This window comes from Streptomyces sp. CNS606 (genome assembly GCF_000426325.1).
Genome location: NZ_AUFD01000036.1, coordinates 1 through 23148 on the forward strand (window position 1 = coordinate 1; position 23148 = coordinate 23148).

A 23148-nucleotide genomic window follows, 5' to 3' on the forward strand; every position below is an offset into this window, starting at 1 on the left:
CCATGGACGGGCACCTTCGGCACCTACGTGCTCTGCTCCACCACCGGCTCGGCCATCGAAATCGAAGACATCCGCTACCACACCACGGTCAAACCCCTCGACGTCCACCTGATGCTGCGCACCGTGTCAGGCAAGACCAGAGCCGCCGACCCGGCCGTCGGACCCCTCGGTGGTGCCATCGGCGAACCTCCCGACCTGCCGGAAGGACGACTCCCCGGCCGCTTTGAGAAAGCCGGCCCCGGCACCCGCATCACCCAGAGCTGCGCAGACGAGGACCGGCCGACATCCGGCTTCACCGAACTACTGTTCGCCATGAAAGTGGGCGAACCCGGAGGCATCATCGATCGCGCCTGGATCGACTACCGAACCAACGATCACCTCTACACCCTCAAGCTTGAATGGGAGATGATCGCCTGCGGAAAGGCCGCCGCACACGCTGCCGGACCCGAAAAGTGCAACGGCACCGCGAATCCCCCAACGGCGTCAGGAAGCTGAAAGCCCACACGGGCACTGCCCCCGAACAGCCGAGAGCCCATGATGCGGGCAAGTACGGCCGCCACCGGCACCAAGCTAGAACAGCCAGGTGCACAGCGCCGGTGGCAGCGGCGGTCGAAGCCGGGCGCACCGTCCACGGCACCCGCCACTCCGTGGCGAACAGGTCCTCACGGCGTGCCCGCTCCCGGTAGCGGTGGGACATCCAGGACACTTCACCTAGCAGTTGCCCCGCCCCGTCCGCAGGGCCCCACCGCCCTGCGGACGGGGCGATCCCGCTGCTCTCCGCCAGGTGGGGCGAGGACGGGGATGATGAGCGGAGCGGCAGTATCGGCTCCCTCGGCACTCCGCACCACCACCTTCGTTCCACCACCCCGGCCATCACGCCCATGCGACCCGCCATAGGGGTGGGACTGCACACGACCCACCACCCGACCAGAGGGCCAGCTTGAGAGACTGCACCTCCCCGCACCACACGGCTCACGCCCGGAGAGTGACATGCCCTCACCTCACAGATCCGCCCGCATCCTCAGTGCAGCACTGCTGCTCCCCGCTCTCGTCGGATGCGGCATCAGCATCGACAAGCCCGCACCGCTGTCCAAGACGGCATCTCCAGACGCGCCCGCGCCCGGCCCCTCCGGGACGGGACACGGGATGTCCCTGAAAGATGCCGTCGCCGAGTTGAAGGTGGAAGCCGAGTCCCGGGACGGCTACGAGCGGGAGAAGTTCGAACACTGGACCGATGAAGACGGAGACGGCTGCGACGCCCGAGAGGAAGTCCTCCTGGAAGAAGCCGTAGAGGCCCCCGAGCAGGGCCAGGACTGCGACCTGACGGGCGGGAGCTGGGAGTCCCTCTATGACGGGGAGGTCGTCTTCGACTCCTCCGACCTCGACATCGACCACATGGTGCCCCTCGCCGAGGCATGGGACTCCGGAGCCTCGGAGTGGAGCACCGTCCGGCGGGAGGTGTACGCCAACGATCTCGGCACGCCCCGCAGCCTCATCGCGGTCACGGCCTCTACGAACCGCTCCAAGAGCGATCAGGACCCCGCCGAATGGCTCCCGCCCGCCGGCAAGGCCCACTGCACCTACACCGCGGACTGGGTGGCCACCAAGCTGCGCTGGGGCCTGGCCGTGGACCAGGACGAACAGGCCGCACTGGAGGACCTCGCCGAGAACTGCCCAGAGGTACGAGTGGAGTACGCCTCCGCGCCCTGATCGAGGCTGATCATTCGAAGCGAGGCGGTCTTTCGCCCGTGCCTGACCTCGCTCACTCTGAAGACAGCCGGTCGGCGGCAACCAGGAGGAGGGCGGACGGAGTGCCGAAGCGTCGAGGGCGTACAGCCGTGAGCAGACGGCAACGCAAGCGGTTACTCATCGTCAGCGGTGCTGCAGCGGCGTTCTTGGCGTTCTTCTGGAGTGCCGTGTGGCCGTACCTGCTGGCCGGAACTCTTGGCGGAGGTCTGGGAACAGCCGGCTGGTGGCTGTGGCGCCGACACCAGGCGGAGACGATGGCTGACGCCGCATTCCGGCGGCAGGACGCGATGCTGCTGAGCCACCGCACGGTGGCTCAGCTGGACCAGCTCTCCGGTACGGAGTTCGAGCACCTGGTCGCAGCCTTGTTGCGGCGGGACGGCTGCACCGAAGTCGCACACACCGGAGGCCCTGGCGACAACGGCGTGGACGTCGCCGCACGGCTGCCCGACGGCAGGTCAGTCGCCGTCCAATGCAAGCGCTACGCGCCGCACCGCACGATCAGCAACGGGGAAATGCTCACCCTCCTCGGAACGCGCACTCACACCGGCCGCGACCTCGCACTGTTCGTGACCACCGCCATGGTCTCCCGCCCAGCGGAGAGAACCGCGGTCCAGAACGGCATTCTGACCATCCACCGTGACCATCTCGGGCACTGGCACCGCGGCGCGCACATCATCTCCTTCCTCGCTGTCAACGGCTCCGGTCAAGGCGACTACCGCCACCGGCAACGGAGGAAGACGACCTACCCCCGGCCCGAACGGGCCCGGCGGCGGGCCAGGCCGAGCCGGCCGGACGCACGGTGAACGGGCCGACGGGGGTTTCAGTGGTGGTTGCGGCCATCAGGCAATGAGCGGCTGAACCTCAGTTTGAGCCGGCCAGGTAAAGAGGAAAGCGTGCCTAGATGAAGCTCGCAATCGAAATAGCGACCGAATGGACAATCTCGCTGCTAATATCGACTCTGCGGCGGATCCCAATTATGGGAATGGGTGCCGGTTTCATGGCTGCCCCATTCGGGGAAGTGAAAAGTCTAGCGTGTATAGGGAAGGTCTTGCGCAATTCAAGGATGGCGTGGGCAAACTGTACACACAGTTGGGTGCCGAGTATGGGTTGCTTCCGGTCATGGTGGGCGGTCAGATATATTGGGGTCCACTTCGGGGAAGCTGTGAAGGTATATGTTGATCTATGGGAGGCGCGGCCTGTTAAGTGAATCGAAGAGTACGTGTTCAGTGGGCCGGGTTTTGCCTGCCCTCGCAGTAAGTGGGAATGTTGACCCGTGGAGACTTGGGTTGGTTCAAATCGGAATGGAGTTTCGCTATTAAAGACGGCGCCCGTGCTGACTTGGTCGATGTAATTTTTGAGATCTTTCTGTTTCTTGGTGGGCTCGTCTGGCTTCTGTCCGAGTTGGAGTCTTGGATTGTTGTGATTCCGGCGCTCATCTGTACTGTTGCATCTGTGGCCTTGTTTTGCAGATTCACCCTAAAAAGGCCACTAAAGAGGCGACGCCCGGGTGGATACTGAGGTCGAAGTCCCATGAAAACCTGGTGAGTCCCTGAGAGCTCGTAACACGATCACGAGCAGGCCCTCCCCGCAGCGATCCCTTCGCCAAGCGAGCCGCATTTGGCTGCCGTGGCGCATCACTCAGGGCGGCGACACGAATCTCCTGCCACAACGGCCAGTCATCTGGCGTGACAAGTCGCAAACTCACCATGCAGTGGAATGTGCCGCACGTCCGATGCTCGCGCGGGGCGATTGATCGTCCACGGGGGAGGTTTCCGCAATCGCCGTGCTCTTCCCGCCCCGCCCCGCCGGAGACGACCGGTGAGCGCCCCGAGATGCGCGCCGGCGACGCGCGTGGAACCAGGACGGCACGCACATGGCAGTGACGCTCAGGGGCATGGGCTGCTGTCGGACTCCAGGCGCGGTGCGCCGCGCCCCTGTGGGTCAGTTGCGTGAACTGTCATGTGAGGCCGTGTCGGTGATGTCTGCGGCCATCAGTTAATGAGCGGCTGAACCTCAGTTTGAGCAGTTCAGGTGCAGGGTGGGCGAAGTCCTGAATGAGGCTGGTAAGGCGGTTGGTGGAGCATCGCCGCCTGCACAGGAGACGTTGGGTTTGAGGGTCGCCGTGGCCTGCGCGATGAGCGCGCGGAACTTTGAATGGCTTTCCGCTCCGACCAGTTGCCGGACGGCGAGAACGATACGAAAGGCCGCAGATGCTGGCCCGGGGTATCGCGGGTCTGGCTGCCGTGGTTTTCCTCGCCCGAGACGGGTGGGGCGGGGCGATCCGTGGCCTCGACGGCGCCCAGAGGAGGCGTCCCGTGTCGTTCATCTCCCGTGTCCTGACTGCGGTAGGGCGAAGCCGCTCGTGCTGCGGTAGTTGTCCGCATTTCCGCAGGTGAGAGCCCGTCAGGTTCCGGGCGTCTGTTGACATGAGCACCGTGTGGTTGATCAGATACACGGCGTCCCCCCACTTGTGAAGTCATCTCCACATCCTTGGGGGAAGTGTGTCCGGAGCGCTCGGCGGAGTACGGGCTGGGCGGGCTGGTGTTCTCGCCACAGCCACGGCGTTGTTCGCTGGTCTACTACCACTGCTGCCCGGCACGGCTCCTGCGGCGGCAGCTGCCGAGCTGAGTCCCGCACAGAAGGCGCTGGCACGGGCGGAAGAGAGTGGTGAGCGGGTCGAGCTGACGGGTGAGCGCAGCGAGTACTCCAGCGTCTTCGCGAACCCCGATGGCGAAACCTTCACGCTCAGCACCTCGATTGCCCCCATGAGGGTCAAGCAGGCGGACGGGGCCTGGACCGAGCCCGATGCCACGCTGGTCCGCGCCGCGGACGGGGCCATCAGGCCGAAGGCCTCGGCGACCGGGCTGGAGTTCTCGCCCGGTGGCCAGGCGCCGCTGGCGACGATCAGCGACCAGGGCAGGGAGCTGTCGGTGGGCTGGTCGGGGGAGCTGCCCGAGCCCTCCTTGGAGGGGGCGACGGCCACCTATGCGGATGTGCTTCCTGATGTGGATTTGAAGGTGACCGCTTCGGTGACCGGTTTCCAGCACGTGCTGGTCGTCGAGACTCCCGAGGCTGCGGCCGGCCCCGCCCTGCAGGAGCTCCAGTTCTCCCTTCAGGCCCGGGGCCTGAAGGTTCGTGAGGCCGCCGCGGGCGGCCTGGACGCGGTGGACGGGAACGGCAAGGCGTTGTTCAAGGCGCCGGCGGCGTTCATGTGGGACTCCTCCGGTAATCAGAGCAGCGCCGCCCCCAGTAAGGCTAAGGCCATGCCGCGCAGCGGCAGCGTCGCCGCCCTGGACGCGGGCCCGGCCGGCCCGGGGGAGCACGACCGCAGCCAGGGCCCGGCGCCCGGCGATGAGATCGCCGAGGTGGGTGTGCAGGTGGGGGACGACACCCTGTCCGTCGCCCCGGACGAGGACATGCTCACCAGCACTCCAGCATCCGCCTTCCCCCTCTACATCGACCCCGATGTGTCCTGGGGGGAGTACGAGCGCACGCTCATCCGCTCCGACGGCTATACGGACTACAACTGGACCGGTGATGAAGGTGTCGGCGAGTGCCACGTCTGGGGCGGCTACTACTGTGACGAGGACGGCTACCGGCAGCGCCTGATCTTCGAGATGTCCGGGAGCAAGCTCAAGGGCAAGCACGTCCTGGACGCCACTTTCCGTCTCACCGAGACCTGGTCCTTCTCCTGTGACCCGACCTGGGTTCAGCTGTGGCGCACCGGCAGCATGTCCAGCCGCACCAGCTGGCCGGGCCCGGACCGCATCGACATGATGGGCGACCGTCATGTCTCCGCCGGCCGCGGTGACGCGTGCACTCCCTCGCAGCCGGCCAAGCCGATCGAGTTCAACGACAACCCCGGCGAGAGCAACGAGAACCTCACCACCACCGTCAAGCGCCTGGCCAGTGGAGACCTCTCCCGCCTGACGCTGATGCTCAAGTCGCAGGACGAGACGACGACCAAGGGCTGGAAGCGGTTCAAGAACGACGCCGTCCTGGACGTCACCTACGTCGGCATTCCCGCCCGCCCCACCAACGTCGGACTCGTTCAGAGCGGCAAGAAGACCTCGTGTGAGACCGACGCCGGCAACGCACCTGTCACCGCAGACCCCACACCCGCAGTCGGCGGATACGTCCAGACTCAGTCCGGTGGCCAGGACGAGGCCAAGATGCGCATGTACTTCGACATCGACGTCGAGAACAGCGACGGCACCTGGTCCGATGTCTCACCCGGGGGCTCCGACCTCGACCCCACCAGCGGCTATGTCGGCGACGGCGCCTGGACCACGAAGACGTGGGACAACCCGCTGGAGGAAGGGCCGCTGTACCGGCTGCGGGCCTGGGCCCTGTCGTACTGGGACAACGGCAACAAGTACCTCGACGGCCCCTCGAACGCCACCGGGGCAGGCTGGTGCTACTTCACCGTCGACCCCACCGCCCCGGCCGCCCCCGCACTGACCGTCGGCGCCCCCTACCAGGAGTGCCAGCCCAACGACTGCCCCGCAGCCGGCGCACCGGGCACACCCACGATGATCACCGCCACCCCGGCTGCTGGTGACACCATCACCGGCGCCGAGTACTGGACCTCCGCCACTGATGAGTGGTCGCCGATGACGGCGGACGGCTCCACCTACACCGCCGAGGTCACCCCTGACCGCTCCGGCACCTTCCGTGTCCTGGTCGAGCTGACCGACCAATCCGGACGAGAAAGCGAGCGGGGGGAACTGGACTTCCTCGTCCAAGCCGGCGAGGGACCGGTCGCACGCTGGCACTTCGACGAGACCTCCGGCGTCGCAGTCGACTCGGCCACGACGGCCGACTCCGCACAGCAGGACGCCACCCTCCACACCGGAGCCACCCGCGACGATCGCGGCCGCCGCGGCCTGATCACCACCGACGCCCAGGGCGACCCGCTGCCCGAACCGGTCACCGACCGCGGCATGGCCCTGGACGGCAACACCGGCTACGCCGCCAGCAACGGTCCGGTGCTGGAGACCCGCTCGGCCTACACCGTCTCCGCCTGGGCACGCCTGAACAGCACCGACGGCGACAGCATCATCCTGTCCCAGGACGGCGGCAGCTACAGTCCCTTCATCCTGTGGTACGAGCCGGACTACGGCACCTGGGCCTTCGGGGTGAAAGAAGCCGATGAGGCCACAGGCACCGCCTACTACGGCGTAGTGGCAAAGCAGCCCGCCGCCGCGAACGTGTGGACGCACGTGGCCGGCACCTACGACTCAGCAACCAAGAAGCTGCAGCTCTACGTCAACGGCGTCCTCCAGGGAACCACGCAGAGCGCCGGCTCCTGGGACGCCGGCGGCCCCTTCCAGATCGGCCGCTACCAGTGGGCCGGCCAGCGCATGCACTACTTCGACGGCTCCATCGACGAGGTCGCCGCCTGGCAGCGCGTACTCACCCCTGCGGAGATCGCAGACGAGGCACGACTGCTGATGCCCGGCGGTCATGCCGGTACCGAGCTGGTCGCCGCATGGGACCCCTCCACCGGCACCGGAACCACGGTCACCGACACGGTCTCCGGCTACGGGCGCGACCTCACCCTCGCCGGCGGATCCGCGCTGGACGGCGAGGCCCTGGTGCTGGACGGCAACGACGGCCACGCCTCCACACCGGGACCGCTGGTCGACGGCACCGGGTCCTTCACCACCACCGCCTACGTGGAACCCGACAAGGACACGCTCGCCGCAGCCCCGGTCGGATCCATGGTCCAGGTGCTGCAGCAACCGGCCGCAGACGGCGCCGCGTGGGGGATCTGGTTCGAAGTCACGGGCAAGCAGGAAGTCCTCAACGACGACTTCGAGGAAGAGACGCTCGCAGTCGGTAGCTGGCACTTCGGCCGCCCCGGCGCAGCCGTCGTCACTGACGCTGACATCGCGATCGACGGCACGGGCTACCGGCTCAGCGGCGTCCACGACGCTCAGGACGGAACGGTCACCTTGTACGTCTCCGACGTGCAGCACGACGAGCTGAACGCGTACACGGCCAAGGTCGGCCAAGGAGTGTTCACCGTCGGGCGGTCCATCTCCGGCGATTTCATGCCGGGACGTGTCTGGGACGTAAGGGTCTGGGCCGGCGCGCCAGCAGGAAGTGCGCAGCTCAGCGAAATGCTCGGCGAGTAGGGGGGACCTTGAACATGCGTATCGCCAGACGTATCTCTACGCGCGGCCTCATAGCCGCCCTGTCCACCGCTCTCCTGATCGAGATCGGCGTGGCACAGATCGCCTTCGCGGCCGACGGACTCGGCAAGCCCGACGCCCCGAACCCGCACGCCGCCGCGGTGAAGGAAGTCACCGGCCTGGGCGCGGACAAGGCCAGGGAGCGCCGGGCCAAGGAGCGCAAGCGCAACACGGCGCAGGCTGAGCGTGCCGAGCGGGAACAGAAAGCAGCTCCGGAGCCTGCGAAGCTCAGACGCCCTCGCAGCAGCAGCGTCGCAGAACTCTCCGTGAGCACGAGTGAGGCCGATGGAGGAGGGGACTACAGCGCCACGCCGCTGTCTCCGTCCGCCTCCTGGGGGGCCGGCGGGAACGCGGGCTCCTTCACTTGGGACTACGATCTCGAGATTCCGCAGCCGCCGGCCGGCGGAGCACCGAAGCTGTCCCTGGATTACGACTCCGGCTCGATCGATGGCCGCACCTCGGCGACGAACAATCAAGGCAGCGCGCTGGGTGAAGGCTTCTCGATCACGGAGTCCTACATCGAGCGGACCTACGGGTCGTGCGACGAGGACGGGCACGGGGATGATCAGAAGGACCTGTGCTGGAAGTACGACAACGCCCGCCTGGTCCTCAACGGCAAGGCCTCCCGCCTGGTCAAAGACGGGGACGGATGGCGGCTGTCGAACGACGACGCATCCAAGGTCGAGCGGCACACCGGCGCCTCCAACGGTGACGACAACGGCGAGTACTGGACCGTGACCACCACCGGCGGCACCGTCTACACCTTCGGCAAGGACGACGTCGCAGGCTCGGAGACCGGCTCGGTGTGGACCGTGCCGGTCTACGGGGACGACTCCGGCGAGCCCGGCTACAGCCAGGGCTCCTCTTTCAGCGGCCGGTCGCTGCGGCAGGCATGGCGGTGGAACCTGGACGTCGTCCAGGACACCCACGACAACGCGGCCACCTACTGGTACGCCAAGGAGACCAACCACTACCGCAAGAACGGCGCCTCCACCGCGAACACCGCCTACACCCGCGGCGGCTACCTCACCGAGATCCGCTACGGCCAGCGCGCCGACGCCCTGGACACGTACTTCTACCGGGTCAAACTCGCGCACAAGGAGCGCTGCACCGCCGAGGACTGCAGCGAGCTGACCGAAGACACCAAGGACAACTGGCCCGACGTGCCCTTCGAGGCCTTGTGCACCGACGGCGAGTCCGAAGCCGACTGCACCGGCCTGGGCCCCTCCTACTTCTCCCGGAAGCGGCTGACCGGCGTCACCACGCAGGTCAAGGACGGCGACACCTTCAAGGACGTGGACTCCTGGACCTTCACCCAGGACTACCTCGACCCCGGCGACATCGGCGGCACCGACGACCAGGTCCTGGTCTTGAAGAAGATCCAGCGCACCGGCAAGGCCGGCGCCAAGGACGACATCGCCATGGACCCGGTGACCTTCACCTACCGGATGCTGGAGAACCGCGTCGACGCCACCGACGACATCCTCCCCATCACCCGCCCACGCCTGTCCACGGTCACCACCGAGACCGGCGGGCTCATCACCGTCACCTACTCCCCCCAGGAGTGCGTGCGCGGCGAGGTCATCGACGCACCGGAGGACACCAACACCCGCTCCTGCTACCCGCAGTACTGGCACATCAACGGCGCCTCCGAGGCGTCGGTGGACTGGTTCCACAAGTACCGCGTCCTCGCGGTGGTCACCACCGACCCCACCGGCTACGGCCAGACCATGGAAACCTCCTACACCTACGAGGACGCGGCCTGGCACTACAGCGACAGCCCGTTCACCCCCGAGGAGGAGCGGACCTGGAACGACTGGCGCGGCTACCGCAAGGTCACCACCCACACCGGCGCCGTGGGCACCACCCGGTCCAAGACCGTCGCGCTCTACCTGCAGGGCATGGACGGCGACAAGACCGAATCCGGCACCCGCGACGTCACCCTCACCGGCGTCGACCTGACCGGTCTCGACGTCCCGGACATCGCCGACCGCGACCAGTACTCCGGCCGAATCCGCCAGCAGATCACCTACAACGGCGACACCCCCACCACGGTCAAGGTCACCCAACCCTGGTCCAAGGAGACCGCCCGCCAGGACGTCCCCGGAGCCGGCGACCACATCGCCCGCTACGTCCGCACCGCCAAGACCACCAGCCACACCTACCTGACCGCCGACCAGACCTGGCGCAGCCGCTCGACCACCACCAGCTACGACGACTACGGCATGGCCACCCAAGCCGGCGACTCGGGCGAGATCGGCAAGAGCGGCGACGAGACCTGCACACGCAGCTGGTACGCCCGCAACCCCGACGCCGGCATCACCGGCCTGGTCTCCCGCGAGCTGACCGTCGCCCGCGGCTGCGGCACCGACCTCGCCGACGTCGACCTGCCCGCCGACACCACGCGCCACGGTGAAGTGCTCTCCGACACCGCCACCGTCTACGACGACTCCGACGCCACCACCTGGACCCCAGGCCAGACTCCGACCGTGGGCGAGGCCACCTGGACCGGCCGCGCCAGCGGCTACACCACCACAGGCACCCCGGCCGGGTGGCAGACCGTCACCACCACCGGCTACGACACCCTCGGCCGCGCCATCTCCACCACCGACGCCCAGGGCAACACCTCCACCACCGCCTACCGCCCAGCGGACGGCGGACCCCTCGAGCGGACCATCGCCACCAACCCGCGCGACCACGCCGTCGTGGACTTCTACGAACCGCTGCGTGGACTCGTCCTGAGGCATTACGACGAGAACCGCAAGCAGACCGAGACGGCCTACGACGCCCTGGGCCGCGTCACCGACGTGTGGCTCCCCGGGTTCAGCAGCAGCCGCCCAGCGGACTACACCTTCGACTACCACCTGCACAACGACAAACCGTCCTACGTCGCCAGCGGCCGCATAGCCGCCGACCTCGACACCCACATCACCAACTACACCCTCTACGACTCACTCCTGCGCACACTGCAGACACAGACGCCCTCACCCGCGGGCGGGCGGATCCTGACCGACACCCGCTACGACTCCCGCGGCCTCACCTACGAGACCTACGCCGACATCTGGGACAAGAACACCGAACCCAACGGCACCTACACCCGCGCCCTGCACGGCGAAGCCCCCAAGCAGACCCTCACCACCTACGACGGCACAGAACGCCCCACCACCAGCACGTTGCTGGTCAAGGGAACCGAGAAGTGGACGACCACCACCACCTACACCGGCGACTCCACCGCCACCACCGCCCTCAACGGCGGTGAGGCCAAGCGCACCATCACCGACATCCGCGGCAACACCATCGAACGCCGCACCTACGCCGGCACACAGCCCACCGACCCCGACTTCGGCGGCACCGCACCCGGCATCCCCCACAACACCACCAAGTTCACCTACACCCCCGACGGCAAGGACAAGACCGTCACCGGCCCCGACGGCACCCAGTGGAGCTACGGCTACGACCTCTTCGGCCGCCAGGTGACGAACACCGACCCGGACAAGGGCACCTCCACCACCGTCCACAACAGCCTCGACCAGGTCATCGAAGCCACCGACTCCCGCGGCGAGAAGGTCCTGACCGAGTACGACGAGCTGGGCCGGGTGAAGGGCACTTGGGCGAATGAGAAGAGCGAAGCCAACCGTCTGACCGGCTTCACCTACGACACCGTCCTCAAGGGCAAGCCCACCACCTCCACCCGCTACCACGACGGCGCCGCCTACACCACCGAGGTCACCGCCTACGGCACCCTCAGCCAGCGCGAAGAGTGGCAGCTTCACCTCCCCACCAGCGACCCGCTCGTCGAAGCCGGCGCACAGACCACCTACGTCTTCGAAGCTCATTACACCCGCAACGGACTCCTCCGGCAGGAGATGCTGCCGGCTTTGGGCGGGATCAGCGGGGAGACGCTGGACTACACACACTCCCTTCAGGGCGAGCTCACCGGCATCAGATACAACGCGGATCAATACCTCTCGGACGTGATCTATACCCCCACGGGCTTGCCCGACCAGCTCACCCTCGGCTCGGCAGGGAGCGGTGGCAAGGCCGCCTTCATCGACCACGACTACGAAACCGGCACAGACCGCCTCCTCGGCAGCTCAGTCACCACCGAAACCCACGGCTGGCAGCTCCAGGACCTGAACTACACCCACGACCAGGCAGGCAACGTCACCGCCATCACCGACACCGTCACCATCGGCGGCGCCCAAGCAGCCGACACCCAGTGCTTCGACTACGACGGACACCGCCGACTCACCGACGCCTGGACACCCACCAGCGGCGACTGCACCGACCCACGCGACGCAGACACACTCGGCGGCCGCGCCCCCTACTGGACCAGCTACACCTACAACGACGCCGGCCAGCGCACCAACGAAACCGACCACACCACAGGCGACACAGACACCTACTGCTACACCGGCGACCAGCCCCACACCCTCACCGGCACCAGCACCACATCCGACTGCACCAACCCCGACCACGACTACGGCTACGACCCCGCCGGCAACACCACCAGCCGACCCGGACAGACCCTCACCTGGAACACCGAAGGCAAACTCGCCCAGGTCACCGAAGACGCCGTCGACACCAACTACCTCTACGACGCCTCCGGCAACCTCCTCATCCGCCACACCGAAGGCGGCGAACGCATCCTCTACGCCGGCAGCACCGAACTCCACCTACGCGCCGACGGAACCATGTGGGCTCAGCGCTACTACGGCACGGACGACATGACCATCGCCGTCCGCACCACCAACCGCAACACCGGCGGAAGCCAAACAGAACTTTCCTACCTCGCCACCGACAAACACCGCACCACCACCCTCGCCATCGACTCCGGCGAAGAACAGACCTTCGTCAAACGCGCCCTCACCCCCTTCGGCGAACAACGAACCGAAGCACGCATCGGAGACTGGATCGACGACAAAGCCTTCATCGGCAAGACCCACGACGAAGCCACCGGCCTCACCCACATCGGCGCACGCGAATACGACCCGGCCACCGGCACATTCCTCAGCGTCGACCCACTCCTCGAGACCGACAGACCCCAAACCCTCAACGGCTACACCTACGGAGCACAGAACCCCTACACCTACACCGACCCCACCGGAGAAGGCCTCGCATGCGGTGGCGACGGCCACTCAACCGAAAGCTGCAACGACGTCGTCACCCGCTCCGACGGAACCATCGGCACTAGAAAGGGCCCCACGGGAGGCGGCTCCCTCGACGGCTACTTCGACGCCGTTTGGGACTCAGGCCCGGTAAGAAGCCCATGGTTCGCGGATCCGTCCGACACCGACTCTAATCCTTGGTATGAGGGGATCACGCTTCAGGAGTACCTCAACCAGTTGGCTGCAGCCAAAGAACAAAAGCGTGAAGCGGAAGCACAGTCGTTGTCTGAAATGCTCCTTGACTACTCTGGCTTTGCTGCAGACGCGAGCACCTATGGATATTGCGAGTCAGCATCTGGCGGTGCAGTGGCTATGGGGAGTATTAGTCTGTGCGTGCTAGGGACTCAGGGGCCTGACGGCTCGTGGGATTTTGGGGTCAGCCTCTCTGGCGGTCTCTCCGGTCCAGGGGCCGGTTTCTCCAAGAGTCGCGGAATGGTTACGAGTAACGCTGATTCCTTGGATCAGCTTTCTGGCTGGGGAGTCACGAAAGAAGTTTCGGCGCATTACAAGCTAGGGGCATCTATTAACCATGAGAATGCGATGAACCCCGATGGTTCATTCGTTCGAAACAGCAAGGGTGAGCCAGTCACGGCTGTAACCCAATCGGTAGGTGTGGGTGTCGAAGGGGGCGCGGAGCTAGGAGTTGCCCATACGTGGACTTGTAGCTGGAATAGGATGAGTTGCTATCCTTAAGGGTGCCATCAAGCGATCTTCGGCGTGTTCGATGGCGTGCTGATTTCTGCGTCATCCTGACTTCGTTTTCTTGCGGGCGGCGGTCGTGAGAATCTTACAGTTCTTGGTGGACGCCGTTGGTGATAGGCGACCGTAAGAACGCCAAGGGTGAGCGCTTAGGGTCGCTAAAGGTGGCCGCCGTGTAGACACGTTCTCTGTGGCATGCTATACATACATGCTTATACCGGTGCATGTGAGAAAGTTGAGACAGTGAAAATACTGGGCTTGCTACCCCTGCTTCTTGGCCTCGTGCCGCTTATCGCGGGCATTGCGTTGACTGTCAACTTTCGAGGTTTCGGTGATTGGCTAAGCAGATCTACGAAACTCCTCGGTGTGGAAACCAGAGGAGCGAAGGTGCTTCGCTCCGTGGGTGTGGGATGGATTACGGTAGGCATCCTTGGAACACTGTTCGGGATAATGTTCGCCGTGAGTACTTTCTCGGAGAGATGACACTCAGGGACGTGCGCGCGGTCGGACTCCAGGGCGCGGTGCGCCGTGCTCTGGAGGCCTGTCTTGTGGGCCATCGGGGTGAACTGTCACGTGGGGCCGTGTCGGCGATGCGGGCTGGCCGGTAGGGAGAGTATGCGCAAGATCATTACCTCTGCTGTCGTGCTCTCCCTTGCCGCGGTCCCGCTGGTCGCAACACCCGCCGCCGCCGACGCGAGTAGCTGCACCCACCATTTCTCCGGTCCGCAGATCTGCATCCGGCTCGAGGGTAAGAACGCGTGGAACAGCGTGACGGGCTTCTGGACGAACCCGCCCGCCCACCTGAAGAAGCGCAAGGTCCACCTCTACCTCGACGGCAAGCACTTCAACACCTCGACCGCCAGGCGAGTCGGCGACACCTTGAGCTACACGTGGTCGAACTTCCAGACAGGCACCGACAAGAAGATCTGCGTCCGCTTCAAGGGCAGCGAGCGCATGGCCTGCGAGACGACGAAGTACAGCGGGATCTGACCAGGAACCGACCACCCCGGTACGGCGCTGGTCTCCTCCCCTCGGTCGAATGTTGCCGGGCAGAGGAGACCGGCGTCGCGATGGGACTTGCGGGGCGTGACCATGCGCGGGAGACGGTGCTGGCCCTCGTTCGGGGGACGTCCCGGCGTGCCGAGGATGGCGGTTGGTGCAGCTGGCGATCACAGTGGGCGCATGCGTCGCCCGCCCCGTCTCCTTGCCGCCCTCGTTGTTCTTGCCCCGCTGATGGTCGGCTGCATGACGGTGAATGACGCGCGTACGGAGCCCGCCGGTGTGGCTCGGCGAATGCCGGTAGAACGGCCGTCGAACCCGTCGCCGCCGCCGTCTCCGGTGTTGCGGCTCTCCAGCCCGGTACCGGAGAAGCCGAACGGCCCGGAGGGGGAGCACCAGGAACGCGAGCGACAGCCGCCCGCAGAGGCGCGGGCGCAAGTCACGGCTCCCGCCGCCGAACCGTCTGTTTCGCCACGGTCCTCGGCGCCGGTGGCGCCCCGTATGAAGCGTGCCGAACTACCCAGCGTCCGGCGAGCGCGGCCTACCTCGGTTCCCGAGCAGACCGCTGGTGTGAACCCTGCCCAGCTGTGCCGGTGGGGGGAACGTGCGGGAGCAGTGAGCGGGGATCTGGCGAGGCTGTGCCGCCGCACATACGGGTGATTCGTGCGCAAGGCTGCGTCCCTGCTGGCCTCCCGGCGCTCGATCGTGTTGGTCAGGCGGCGCTGGGCGCGTCGCCGGTGTCCCAGCGCGGGGCGTCGGTGGGATTGAGGTCCGGGCGTGGCCGTACGTAGCGCACGGGGTGGCGCCACCGGCCGGCAGTGTCGCGGGCGACGTCGGCGGAGACTTCGGCGACCAGCTCGGGGGCGACCATGGTTACGTCCAGGACGTCGCGGGTCCCCCAGCCGGCGGTGAAGGTCCGTCTGGCTTCGTTCACGTTCAGCGGTTCTGGCTCGCTTTCCGTGAAGCGGTCACACACTGTTCAGTGGCGTCGGCCGTTGAGATGATCACTGCTCACCCATAGCTGAGGAGTCAGGGGTCCCGGATGAGCTGTTGGTCGCCAGAGGTAGATGAGGTGTTGGAGGCGTCGGGATGGACGCCTGGACGGAAGGTAGACACAGCCCGCTGGCGATCCATGTTCGAAGCGGTCGCCCTCGCCATGCACGACGCTGCGGAGGCCTTCCTGCAAGAGTTCGGCGGTTTGACTGTGAACGTCAGCGGACGAGGGATCAGCTGTGCACGCACGCCGTTCGAGCTGGACCCCGAGCTGGCCTGGGGCGAGGATGACCGATTCACGGAGTGGGGCGAAGCGATCGGGCGCCATCTGTACCCGCTCGGCGAGCTGGACCACGGCCGGTTCTTCCTGGGCATCGACGAAGCGGGCGTGATCTATCTCGTCGAGACCTGGGTTGCCAGCTTCGGACAGATGCCTCACGCCGTGGAGAGCTTGATTCTCGGCGTGGCTCCTCGCCGAATCGATGAGGGGTACGACCCAGCGGGACAGCCGTCCTAACGCGCCGGTCACCTGTAGAGCAGTACTCGCTTTCGGAGGAGCTGGAATCCGGCTCGGCCGAACATGTGCCGTTTGAGCATCTTGACCCGGTTGACGTGCCCCTCTACGACGCCCGAGTTCCAGGGCAGGGTGAGGCCGGCGATGACAGCGTCGCGGTCTCGGTCGATGCCGGCCGCGAGAGTATGGAGGCTGGGCAGGTCGTCCTGACGGACGGCGTCGAGCCACTGCGGCAGCAGTTCGCCCTGGCGCCCGGTGAGCATCTGGGCGAAAGACCGGACGTGACCGGTCAGGGCATCAAGTTCGGGGCAGTTGGCCAGGACGGCCTTGAGGCGGAGCTGTTCGATCTCGGTCAGCGACTCGGGTCGGCTGAGGATCCATCTCGTCACCACGCGGGGTGCCGGGGGTTGCGCGGTGACCGGCCGTGGCGAGGTGCGCTTCTGGCGCAGGTAGGCGCTGACCCGGCCGTAACTGCCGCGATAACCCATGGAAACGATCTCCTCCCAGAGCTTCCAGGCGTTGGTGCAGCCCTCGTCCCAACGTTCGTCCAGGTAGGGCTTGTACTCATCGAGGATGGAGGTCCGGTTGTGCTGCCACTGACCGCGAAAGAGGTCTTCCGGCTTCGCAGCGTCCGCGAGGCTTTTGACGGTGCGGTGGGTCATGCTCAGCTGGCGCCCGATGGAACGGCGGCTGTGGCCGGCTTCCAGCAGCGCGTGGACCGTGGCGTGCCTGGCTCGGACGCGGTTGGCGAACCGCTCGCTCCGCCATGGCGAGTCCGCCTTCTCCTCGGGCGGCGCCGGTTCATCGGCCTTCCCCTCGGGATCTGGGAGCAGGACACGAAGGCACTGGCGGTGGCGGGCGACAGCCCGCTCAGCGGCCTCCCCGAGGTTGTGCCACAAGTGCCAGCGGTCGGCGACCTGCGTCGCCTGGGGTGCCCCGGCGGTGGTGCCCTCCGCGAAGAACGGCGCGCGGTCCCGGCAGACGATCTCGATCCCTGGCCGCTTCGCCAGCCATGCGGCCAGGCTGGACGCCTCCCGGTCAGGCAGCAGATCCACCGGCCGGCGAGTCTCGATGTCGACGAGCACCGTGCCGTAGACCCGTCCTTTGCGTGTGGCGTACTCATCAACACCCACCACCCGCGGGGCCGGGACTTCGGGTTCGGGCAATGCAGTGAGCAGCCGCAGCACCGCGCTGCGGCTGATGGACACCCCGAAGGCCCGTGCCATCCGGGCGCCGGCCCGGCCGGCGAGGGCGAGACCCACCGCGGCGAGAGTCGACCGCAACCGCTCCGTCCACCGGCTATGCCGTCGGGTCAGCCCCGGCATTTGCTCAGCGAACGTCCGCCGCGCGCACGAAGGCTCCGGACAGAAGAACCGCCGGACTCGCAGTTGCAGGACCACCAGACGTCCCCCGCTCGGCCCGTCCGCAGGAAACCGCAGGTAAGAGCTGTGCACCCGGGTTGATTCGCTCCCACAGTCCGGGCATGCCGCCCCGGCCGCTGCACTGCAGACATCGATGCGTATCGCGTCATGACTCACCTCCAGCGACAGCACCGACACATCCGCGATGGACGGTAACAACAGGCCCTCCAGGCGGGGCGGCATCTCTTCCACGACGCCGCACTGTCGACCACACCAAGATCGGCCCCGGTCAATTTCAGACAACTTCCCAGAGCCTGATCGGAGCGGCGGCCGTCACTCAGCGTGCGCGCATCACGGAAAGCGAGCCAGAACCGCTGAAGGTGAACGAAGCCAGCTGCACCGCTGCACCGCTGCAGCGTCGCCCAGTCGCTGACTTCGACGAGGCGCTGAGCTGCTCTCCCCATTCAGAGCCCGTGCATGCACTGGCCAAGGCAGTGGTCGCACACCGGCAGATGCTCGTGAACACACTCGCTGCCACACGGATTGCCCTCTGCCCTGCCGCGCGCGAGCCTCACCTGCTCCGGCCGATACAGCCCCGCACCGCCCCGAAGGTAGTAGCCGTTGTCCGTCGCGAACATGCGGACCGAGCTGATCTGGAGAGTGCGCCCCTTATCCGGTCCATCGAGGACGCAGACCTGGTCACCTGCCCTATGCATCGCCCTCACCCTGCACGTTGAGAAAGCCGTCATCGATCAGCACACCCGCACGTCTCCAGCCACTGCCACCGCCGCTCTTGGCCAAGAACGCTCACGGCGAAGGCGAGTCGCAGCCCCGAGAGGTCCCACCACTGTCTCAGGCCACGACCATCCTGACCACGAACAAGTACGGGTGACGCCCACATCAGGTGAGGGCGCTCCCTGTACCAACGCCTGACGACTCGCCGCTCGCAGCTGATCGTCTCAGATGCCGATCACGCGGCCCGACCGACAGCCTGTCGATCAGCTCTTTGAAGATGCGCTATATCGAACTCGTCCAAGACACGGCGGAGGCAGTCCTTGCCAGCCTGGTCGTAGCCCAGACGGCTGGACTGCAGCAGCGTCTCCTCCATGCTCGTCACCGTTTCGGTCGGATCCGTGCCGTGGGCTCCGTGCAGGCCGGAGTCGAATTCGAGGGGGGCAGGTCATCGAAGTGGGGCTCTTCGAGCGACGCCACCGACTGCGCCGTCTACCCCTGCCCAGCGCCGATAGAGGTGGGGGAGAGGAAGAGGTAGGTCGCCACCATCCAGGACGCGGCGAGAGGATCAGTTGGCCCCGGCATGCCGTACATTCCCGCGGCCCTCAGTGCCAGTCCCTCGCCAGCCCTGCCAGTCGCCGCCTGACCGTAGGGGGCGAACGCGTGCGGCTGCGGCGTGGGAAGAACCGGCCCTCACCCGTCCGGAACAGCCGCGGCTGGCGCGTTCGAGTAACTCGGCCAGGGCATGTGCGATGAGCGTGAACGGGGCGGTCAAGGCGACCTTCACGATGTGCGTACTGGTGGGCCGCGGCGAGCGCGCAACATTCGGCCTCGGGGCGTCCGGAGCAAGTCCAGAGGGCCCGGGCAGCGGCCGGAGCAGGTGCACGCGCCGTCTCGGAGCCGTTGCGCCGGGCCGAGCGCCATTCACCTGGCTGCGTACCGCTGGGGCCGTTCGCAGACCGCAGAGCGCAGACCAGCTCCGGCCGCTCCGTCCGCCAGTGACGCCAGCTTGATGCTGAGCATCATGGTGGGCTGCTTGTTGGGTGCGAGTGGCGCCCTACCGAGCCTCCTGCCCGGTGGTCCTGTGCGTGGTTGGTTTGTTCGCTTCGCCCGGTATTGGGGGTGCTGTTGCGGCTGCGCATGGCGGGTCGACCCGGGTTCGGGTTGACGCGTACGTGCCACGGTTCTAGTTTTTTGTCGATCGGTACGAGAAATCAGGTTCTCGGCCGGAAGCGCCTGCTGACGGCCCCTACCGGAAGGCATCATGAGCTCCTACCTTCTCTCCCGGATACGCCGCACCGGTGCGCTGAGCGCCGTCGCGGGTCTCCTGGCCAGTGCGCTCATCGGCGCGGCGCCCGCCGTCGCTGCCGGCCCCGTCCATCCTCCGAGCGCGGCGAAGCAGGCCAGCGCAACTTCCGTGCGGGCATCGCTCCCCGCGGGCACCTGGTGGGGGGTCAAAAACGGAAGGACCACCTCCGCCTACAACCAGTACTTCCCCGGCTACCAGTTCGGCTGCCGAGGGGACCAGCGGCACAAGGGCGTCGATGTCGGAGCGCCTACCGGTAGCCGCAGCTACGCCTGGGGCCGGGGACGGGTGGTCGGCCGCGGTTACGACCCCGGCGGCTACAACCGCTGGATCCAGGTCTACTTCCTGTCGGTCAACATGAGCCTGACGCTCGGCCACCTACTCGACGGCTCCGAACTCCGGGTCGGCACCTCCTTCACGAGGAACACCGTGTGGGCCAAGGTCGGCACCAAGGCCGACGGGCTCAACCACCGGCACATCCACTTCCGCGCCGCCCGCGGCAACCACGGGGCCTCGCCCATCGGTCCTTGCGAGGACATGAATCCCTTCATCCTCTGGGATGCCCTCGGCCTGCCCTCCTGACCCCGCTCCTCCTGCCAGGCGGCGAGGCGATCGCTCGAGGGACCTTGCGGGCGGTTCGTCCGGGCGGCGGCCGTAAGCCTCCGCGAGGTTCCCCCGCGGCACGATGACCGGCCAGGCGCGCCTTTGCGGGCCGGGCCTTGGTGTGTCGCGGGGGTGCTGTCGGCGATGAGGTCTGTGACGGCTGGGGGATGTCCTCGTCGCCATTGCGGGGGAGGCGCGGGACGGGGGCAGTGTGCAGGAGGTGAGGGGGAGGTCTGCTGGGCGCGAGGTGGCCGTCTGCCGTCAGTTGGTGCGGAGCCGGGCGCCGGTGGCTGTGGCGGCGTAGCCGATGAGGTACTGCTCTGCCGTGGCTCGTGTGACCGAGGTGCCGGCGATGATGTGATAGCCGTAGGCGTCCTCGAGCGCGACGAGGTTGGAGGCGATTTCCCGGGCAGGTGCCGTGAGCTGGAAGGCGTCGTCGGCCTCACCGCTGCTCAGCAATTCGCAGTAGAGGTCGACCTGGTCGTCGTAGAGGGTCCGCCGCAGGGCGGCGTCCCGGGTGTTCTTGCGTGCTTGCGGGGCGAATTCGTAGAGCAGGCAGCACAGTTCGTCGTCCGGTCCGGTGGGCAGGCCGGCGCGGATCGTCGCGACCAGGCGGTCGCGCGGGTCCTGCAGATCCTGGACGGCGGCCCGGCGCAGCGAGGAGAAGCGTTCCACGGCATCGGTGAACACCTCCTGGAAGAGTTCGTCGAGTTCGCGGAAGTAGTAGGTCACCGAGCCGGGGGCCATGCCCGCGGTGTCGGCGACGTCCCTGATCCGCACGGCGCTCAGTCCGTGCAGCACGATGGCCTTCCGCGCGGCCGCTACCAGCTCTGCGCGTCGTGCGGTCTGATTCTTCGGCCGTGCTATGTCCGCCTCCTGGGCTCGATGAGTCCGTTCCCGTGCAGCTTAGCCAGGTGCCCGGGCGCCGGTCTCGCGGTGGGCGCGGTGGCCGCCTGCGGGATGTACGCCGGGGTCGCGCCCGCTGGTACGGAGTCGTGGAGTTCGTGGGGGAGAGGCGGAGTGAACTACTCCTGGCAGAAGAGAGAGCGTATGCGTGCACGTGAACTGGGCATCACCGTCGGCTCGGGACGTCCGGGCCGGTGGAACGCCATCACCGACGTGCCCGGTGTACGGGTGGGGCACCGGACCCTCATCGAGGGTGAGGGCCGGTTGCGCCCGGGGCGGGGGCCGGTGCGGACGGGCGTCAGCGTCGTGGTGCCGGCCGAGGGGTCGCTGGGGAGGAGGCCGGTCTTCGCCGGCTGCCACCGGCTCAACGGCAACGGTGAACTGACGGGCCTGGAGTGGGTGCGGGAGTCCGGCACGCTCACCTCGCCCGTCGCGCTGACCAACACGCACAGCGTCGGCGTGGTGCGTGACGCCCTGGTCGCCGCCGAGGTCGCCCAGCGCGGCCCGGACGAGCTGTACTGGTGTCTTCCCGTCGTGGGGGAGACCTGGGACGGACTCCTCAACGACGTCAACGGCTTCCACGTACGCGCCGAGCACCTGCACGACGCGCTGCGTGCCGCGGCGAGCGGACCGGTGGCCGAGGGGAACGTGGGCTCGGGTACGGGCATGATCTGCCACGGCTTCGCCGGTGGAGTCGGCACCGCCTCCCGTACCGCCGACGCGGGCTGGACCGTGGGGGCACTTGTGCAGGCCAACCACGGGCGCAGGAGCCGGCTGAGTGTCGCGGGGGTCCCCGTCGGCGAGGCGATCCCCGCTACCGAGGTGCCGTTGCCGACGCCTCCCCACGGCCCTGTCCCGGCGCAGGGGTCGGGATCGATCATCGTCGTCCTGGCTACGGACGCGCCCGTGCTGCCCCACCAGTGCGACCGGCTCGCGCAGCGCGCTGCCCTGGGAATCGCCCGCTGCGGCGGGAACGGCGAACACACCAGCGGAGACCTCATCATCGCCTTCTCCACCGGAAACCGCCTGGCGGGGGACGGCCTGACCGAAGCCGGCCCCCCGGAGAGGTCGGTGCGCATGCTCCCCGACCCGGCGCTCGGCTCGCTGTTCGACGCGGTGGTGGAAGCGGTCGAGGAGGCCATCCTGAACGCGCTGCTCGCCGCCCGCACGATGACGGGCCGGGACGGCATCACCGCCCATGCCCTGCCTCACGACCGACTGATCGAAGTGATGAAGACAGCCGGCTGGTGAGCCCCCGGGCGGGAGACCGGCTGGTCCCCGCGGCATGACGTCCCGGCAGACCGGGCAAGGACCCGGCGCCCGGTGCCCGGTGCCGGCGGGATCTCCGGGCGTCCGCCTTCCGCCTCAGGGCCCCGATCGTGCGCGCAGCAAGTCGGGGACTGCCTGTGGCGCTGACCAGCCGGCACCGGCAGGTGCGGACATGTGACGGTCCGCCAGTCTTGGCATTGACATGTTCATTCTTTATCGTGTCGACCGAACATAACGGGGAGGGGCAGCCACTCCGCACGCCACCACCCCCCGCTCACCCACAGAAGGGCCACCACCCATGGCAAGCAGACAGCGCATCACCCTGACCGCGGCCGCACTCCTGGCCTCGACCGGCCTCCTCCTGCCGCAGACCGCCTCGGCGGCCACTCCGTCCCCCGCGCAGCCGACGGCGTCGGCGCAGGAGGCCGCGGACGCTTCGACGGCCGCCTCCGGAGTGCGCCAGGCAGTGGTCCGCGCGGCGAAGAACCGGCTGGGGCGCCCGTACAAGCTGGAGTACGGCTGGACCTGCCGCGAGACGAAGATGGACTGCGAGTGCCTCAACCGCAACGCGATCTGGCACGGCACCAAGAACGCCACCGGCCGCGGCCTGCAGCTCAACTACTGGCTCCAGGGCCAGATCAACCAGGGCCGG

13 protein-coding genes are annotated in these 23148 nt (G+C 67.2%); 10 read left to right on the plus strand and 3 right to left on the minus strand.

Going from position 1 to position 23148, the window contains the following annotated elements; all coding sequences use genetic code 11:
* The 6 genes from K304_RS30030 to K304_RS0119635 all read left to right on the plus strand — a co-directional run.
* The coding region (locus K304_RS30030; protein WP_037791187.1) for a hypothetical protein at positions 1-495 on the plus strand (495 nt) is incomplete at its 5' end.
* Between the two features lie 651 nt (positions 496-1146).
* Positions 1147-1710 (plus strand): HNH endonuclease family protein, encoded by a 564-nt coding sequence (locus K304_RS0119615; protein ID WP_486591740.1) that lies wholly within the window; start codon positions 1147-1149, stop codon positions 1708-1710.
* A 293-nt stretch (positions 1711-2003) separates the two neighbouring features.
* Positions 2004-2552: a restriction endonuclease gene (locus K304_RS30035; RefSeq protein WP_486591741.1), complete on the plus strand. Its 549-nt coding sequence runs from the start codon at positions 2004-2006 to the stop codon at positions 2550-2552.
* Positions 2553-4514: 1962 nt separating this feature from the next.
* Positions 4515-7889, plus strand: a complete 3375-nt coding sequence (locus tag K304_RS0119625) for a laminin G domain-containing protein (RefSeq protein WP_486591742.1) — start codon at positions 4515-4517, stop codon at positions 7887-7889.
* A 14-nt stretch (positions 7890-7903) separates the two neighbouring features.
* On the plus strand, positions 7904-13807 hold the full coding sequence (locus tag K304_RS30040; RefSeq protein ID WP_106965634.1) for an RHS repeat-associated core domain-containing protein: 5904 nt from the start codon (positions 7904-7906) through the stop codon (positions 13805-13807).
* 621 nt (positions 13808-14428) lie between these two features.
* Complete coding sequence (locus K304_RS0119635; protein ID WP_158687371.1) at positions 14429-14803, plus strand: hypothetical protein; 375 nt, start codon at positions 14429-14431, stop codon at positions 14801-14803.
* A gap of 721 nt (positions 14804-15524) precedes the next feature.
* Here the strand turns inward: K304_RS0119635 and K304_RS30045 are convergent.
* Positions 15525-15746 carry a hypothetical protein gene (locus tag K304_RS30045; RefSeq protein ID WP_051308644.1) on the minus strand — a complete coding sequence of 74 codons (222 nt, stop codon included), beginning with the start codon at positions 15744-15746 and terminating at the stop codon, positions 15525-15527.
* 108 nt (positions 15747-15854) lie between these two features.
* Between K304_RS30045 and K304_RS30050 the strand changes: the two genes are divergently transcribed.
* Positions 15855-16322 carry an SUKH-3 domain-containing protein gene (locus tag K304_RS30050; protein ID WP_078529396.1) on the plus strand — a complete coding sequence of 156 codons (468 nt, stop codon included), beginning with the start codon at positions 15855-15857 and terminating at the stop codon, positions 16320-16322.
* Positions 16323-16330: 8 nt separating this feature from the next.
* Here K304_RS30050 and K304_RS0119650 read toward each other — a convergent pair whose 3' ends face one another.
* Positions 16331-17923 (minus strand): ISL3 family transposase, encoded by a 1593-nt coding sequence (locus K304_RS0119650; RefSeq protein WP_486591743.1) that lies wholly within the window; start codon positions 17921-17923, stop codon positions 16331-16333.
* A gap of 1753 nt (positions 17924-19676) precedes the next feature.
* Between K304_RS0119650 and K304_RS0119665 the strand changes: the two genes are divergently transcribed.
* Positions 19677-20300 (plus strand): peptidoglycan DD-metalloendopeptidase family protein, encoded by a 624-nt coding sequence (locus K304_RS0119665; protein WP_027765147.1) that lies wholly within the window; start codon positions 19677-19679, stop codon positions 20298-20300.
* A 282-nt stretch (positions 20301-20582) separates the two neighbouring features.
* Here the strand turns inward: K304_RS0119665 and K304_RS0119670 are convergent, their stop codons facing one another.
* Positions 20583-21188, minus strand: a complete 606-nt coding sequence (locus K304_RS0119670; RefSeq protein WP_027765148.1) for a TetR family transcriptional regulator — start codon at positions 21186-21188, stop codon at positions 20583-20585.
* Between the two features lie 183 nt (positions 21189-21371).
* Between K304_RS0119670 and K304_RS0119675 the strand changes: the two genes are divergently transcribed.
* Positions 21372-22478: a DmpA family aminopeptidase gene (locus K304_RS0119675; protein ID WP_027765149.1), complete on the plus strand. Its 1107-nt coding sequence runs from the start codon at positions 21372-21374 to the stop codon at positions 22476-22478.
* Between the two features lie 316 nt (positions 22479-22794).
* On the plus strand, positions 22795-23148 hold a 354-nt coding region (locus K304_RS0119680; RefSeq protein WP_027765150.1), incomplete at its 3' end, for a hypothetical protein.

Coding starts and splice junctions, on each gene's coding strand:
- K304_RS0119615 (WP_486591740.1), top strand. CDS start 1,147: ATGTCCCTGAAAGATGCCGTCGCCGAGTTGAAGGTGGAAGCCGAGTCC.
- K304_RS30035 (WP_486591741.1), top strand. CDS start 2,004: ATGGCTGACGCCGCATTCCGGCGGCAGGACGCGATGCTGCTGAGCCAC.
- K304_RS0119625 (WP_486591742.1), top strand. CDS start 4,515: ATGAGGGTCAAGCAGGCGGACGGGGCCTGGACCGAGCCCGATGCCACG.
- K304_RS30040 (WP_106965634.1), top strand. CDS start 7,904: ATGCGTATCGCCAGACGTATCTCTACGCGCGGCCTCATAGCCGCCCTG.
- K304_RS0119635 (WP_158687371.1), top strand. CDS start 14,429: ATGCGCAAGATCATTACCTCTGCTGTCGTGCTCTCCCTTGCCGCGGTC.
- K304_RS30050 (WP_078529396.1), top strand. CDS start 15,855: ATGAGCTGTTGGTCGCCAGAGGTAGATGAGGTGTTGGAGGCGTCGGGA.
- K304_RS0119650 (WP_486591743.1), bottom strand. CDS start 17,923: ATGCCGCCCCGCCTGGAGGGCCTGTTGTTACCGTCCATCGCGGATGTG.
- K304_RS0119665 (WP_027765147.1), top strand. CDS start 19,677: ATGAGCTCCTACCTTCTCTCCCGGATACGCCGCACCGGTGCGCTGAGC.
- K304_RS0119675 (WP_027765149.1), top strand. CDS start 21,372: ATGCGTGCACGTGAACTGGGCATCACCGTCGGCTCGGGACGTCCGGGC.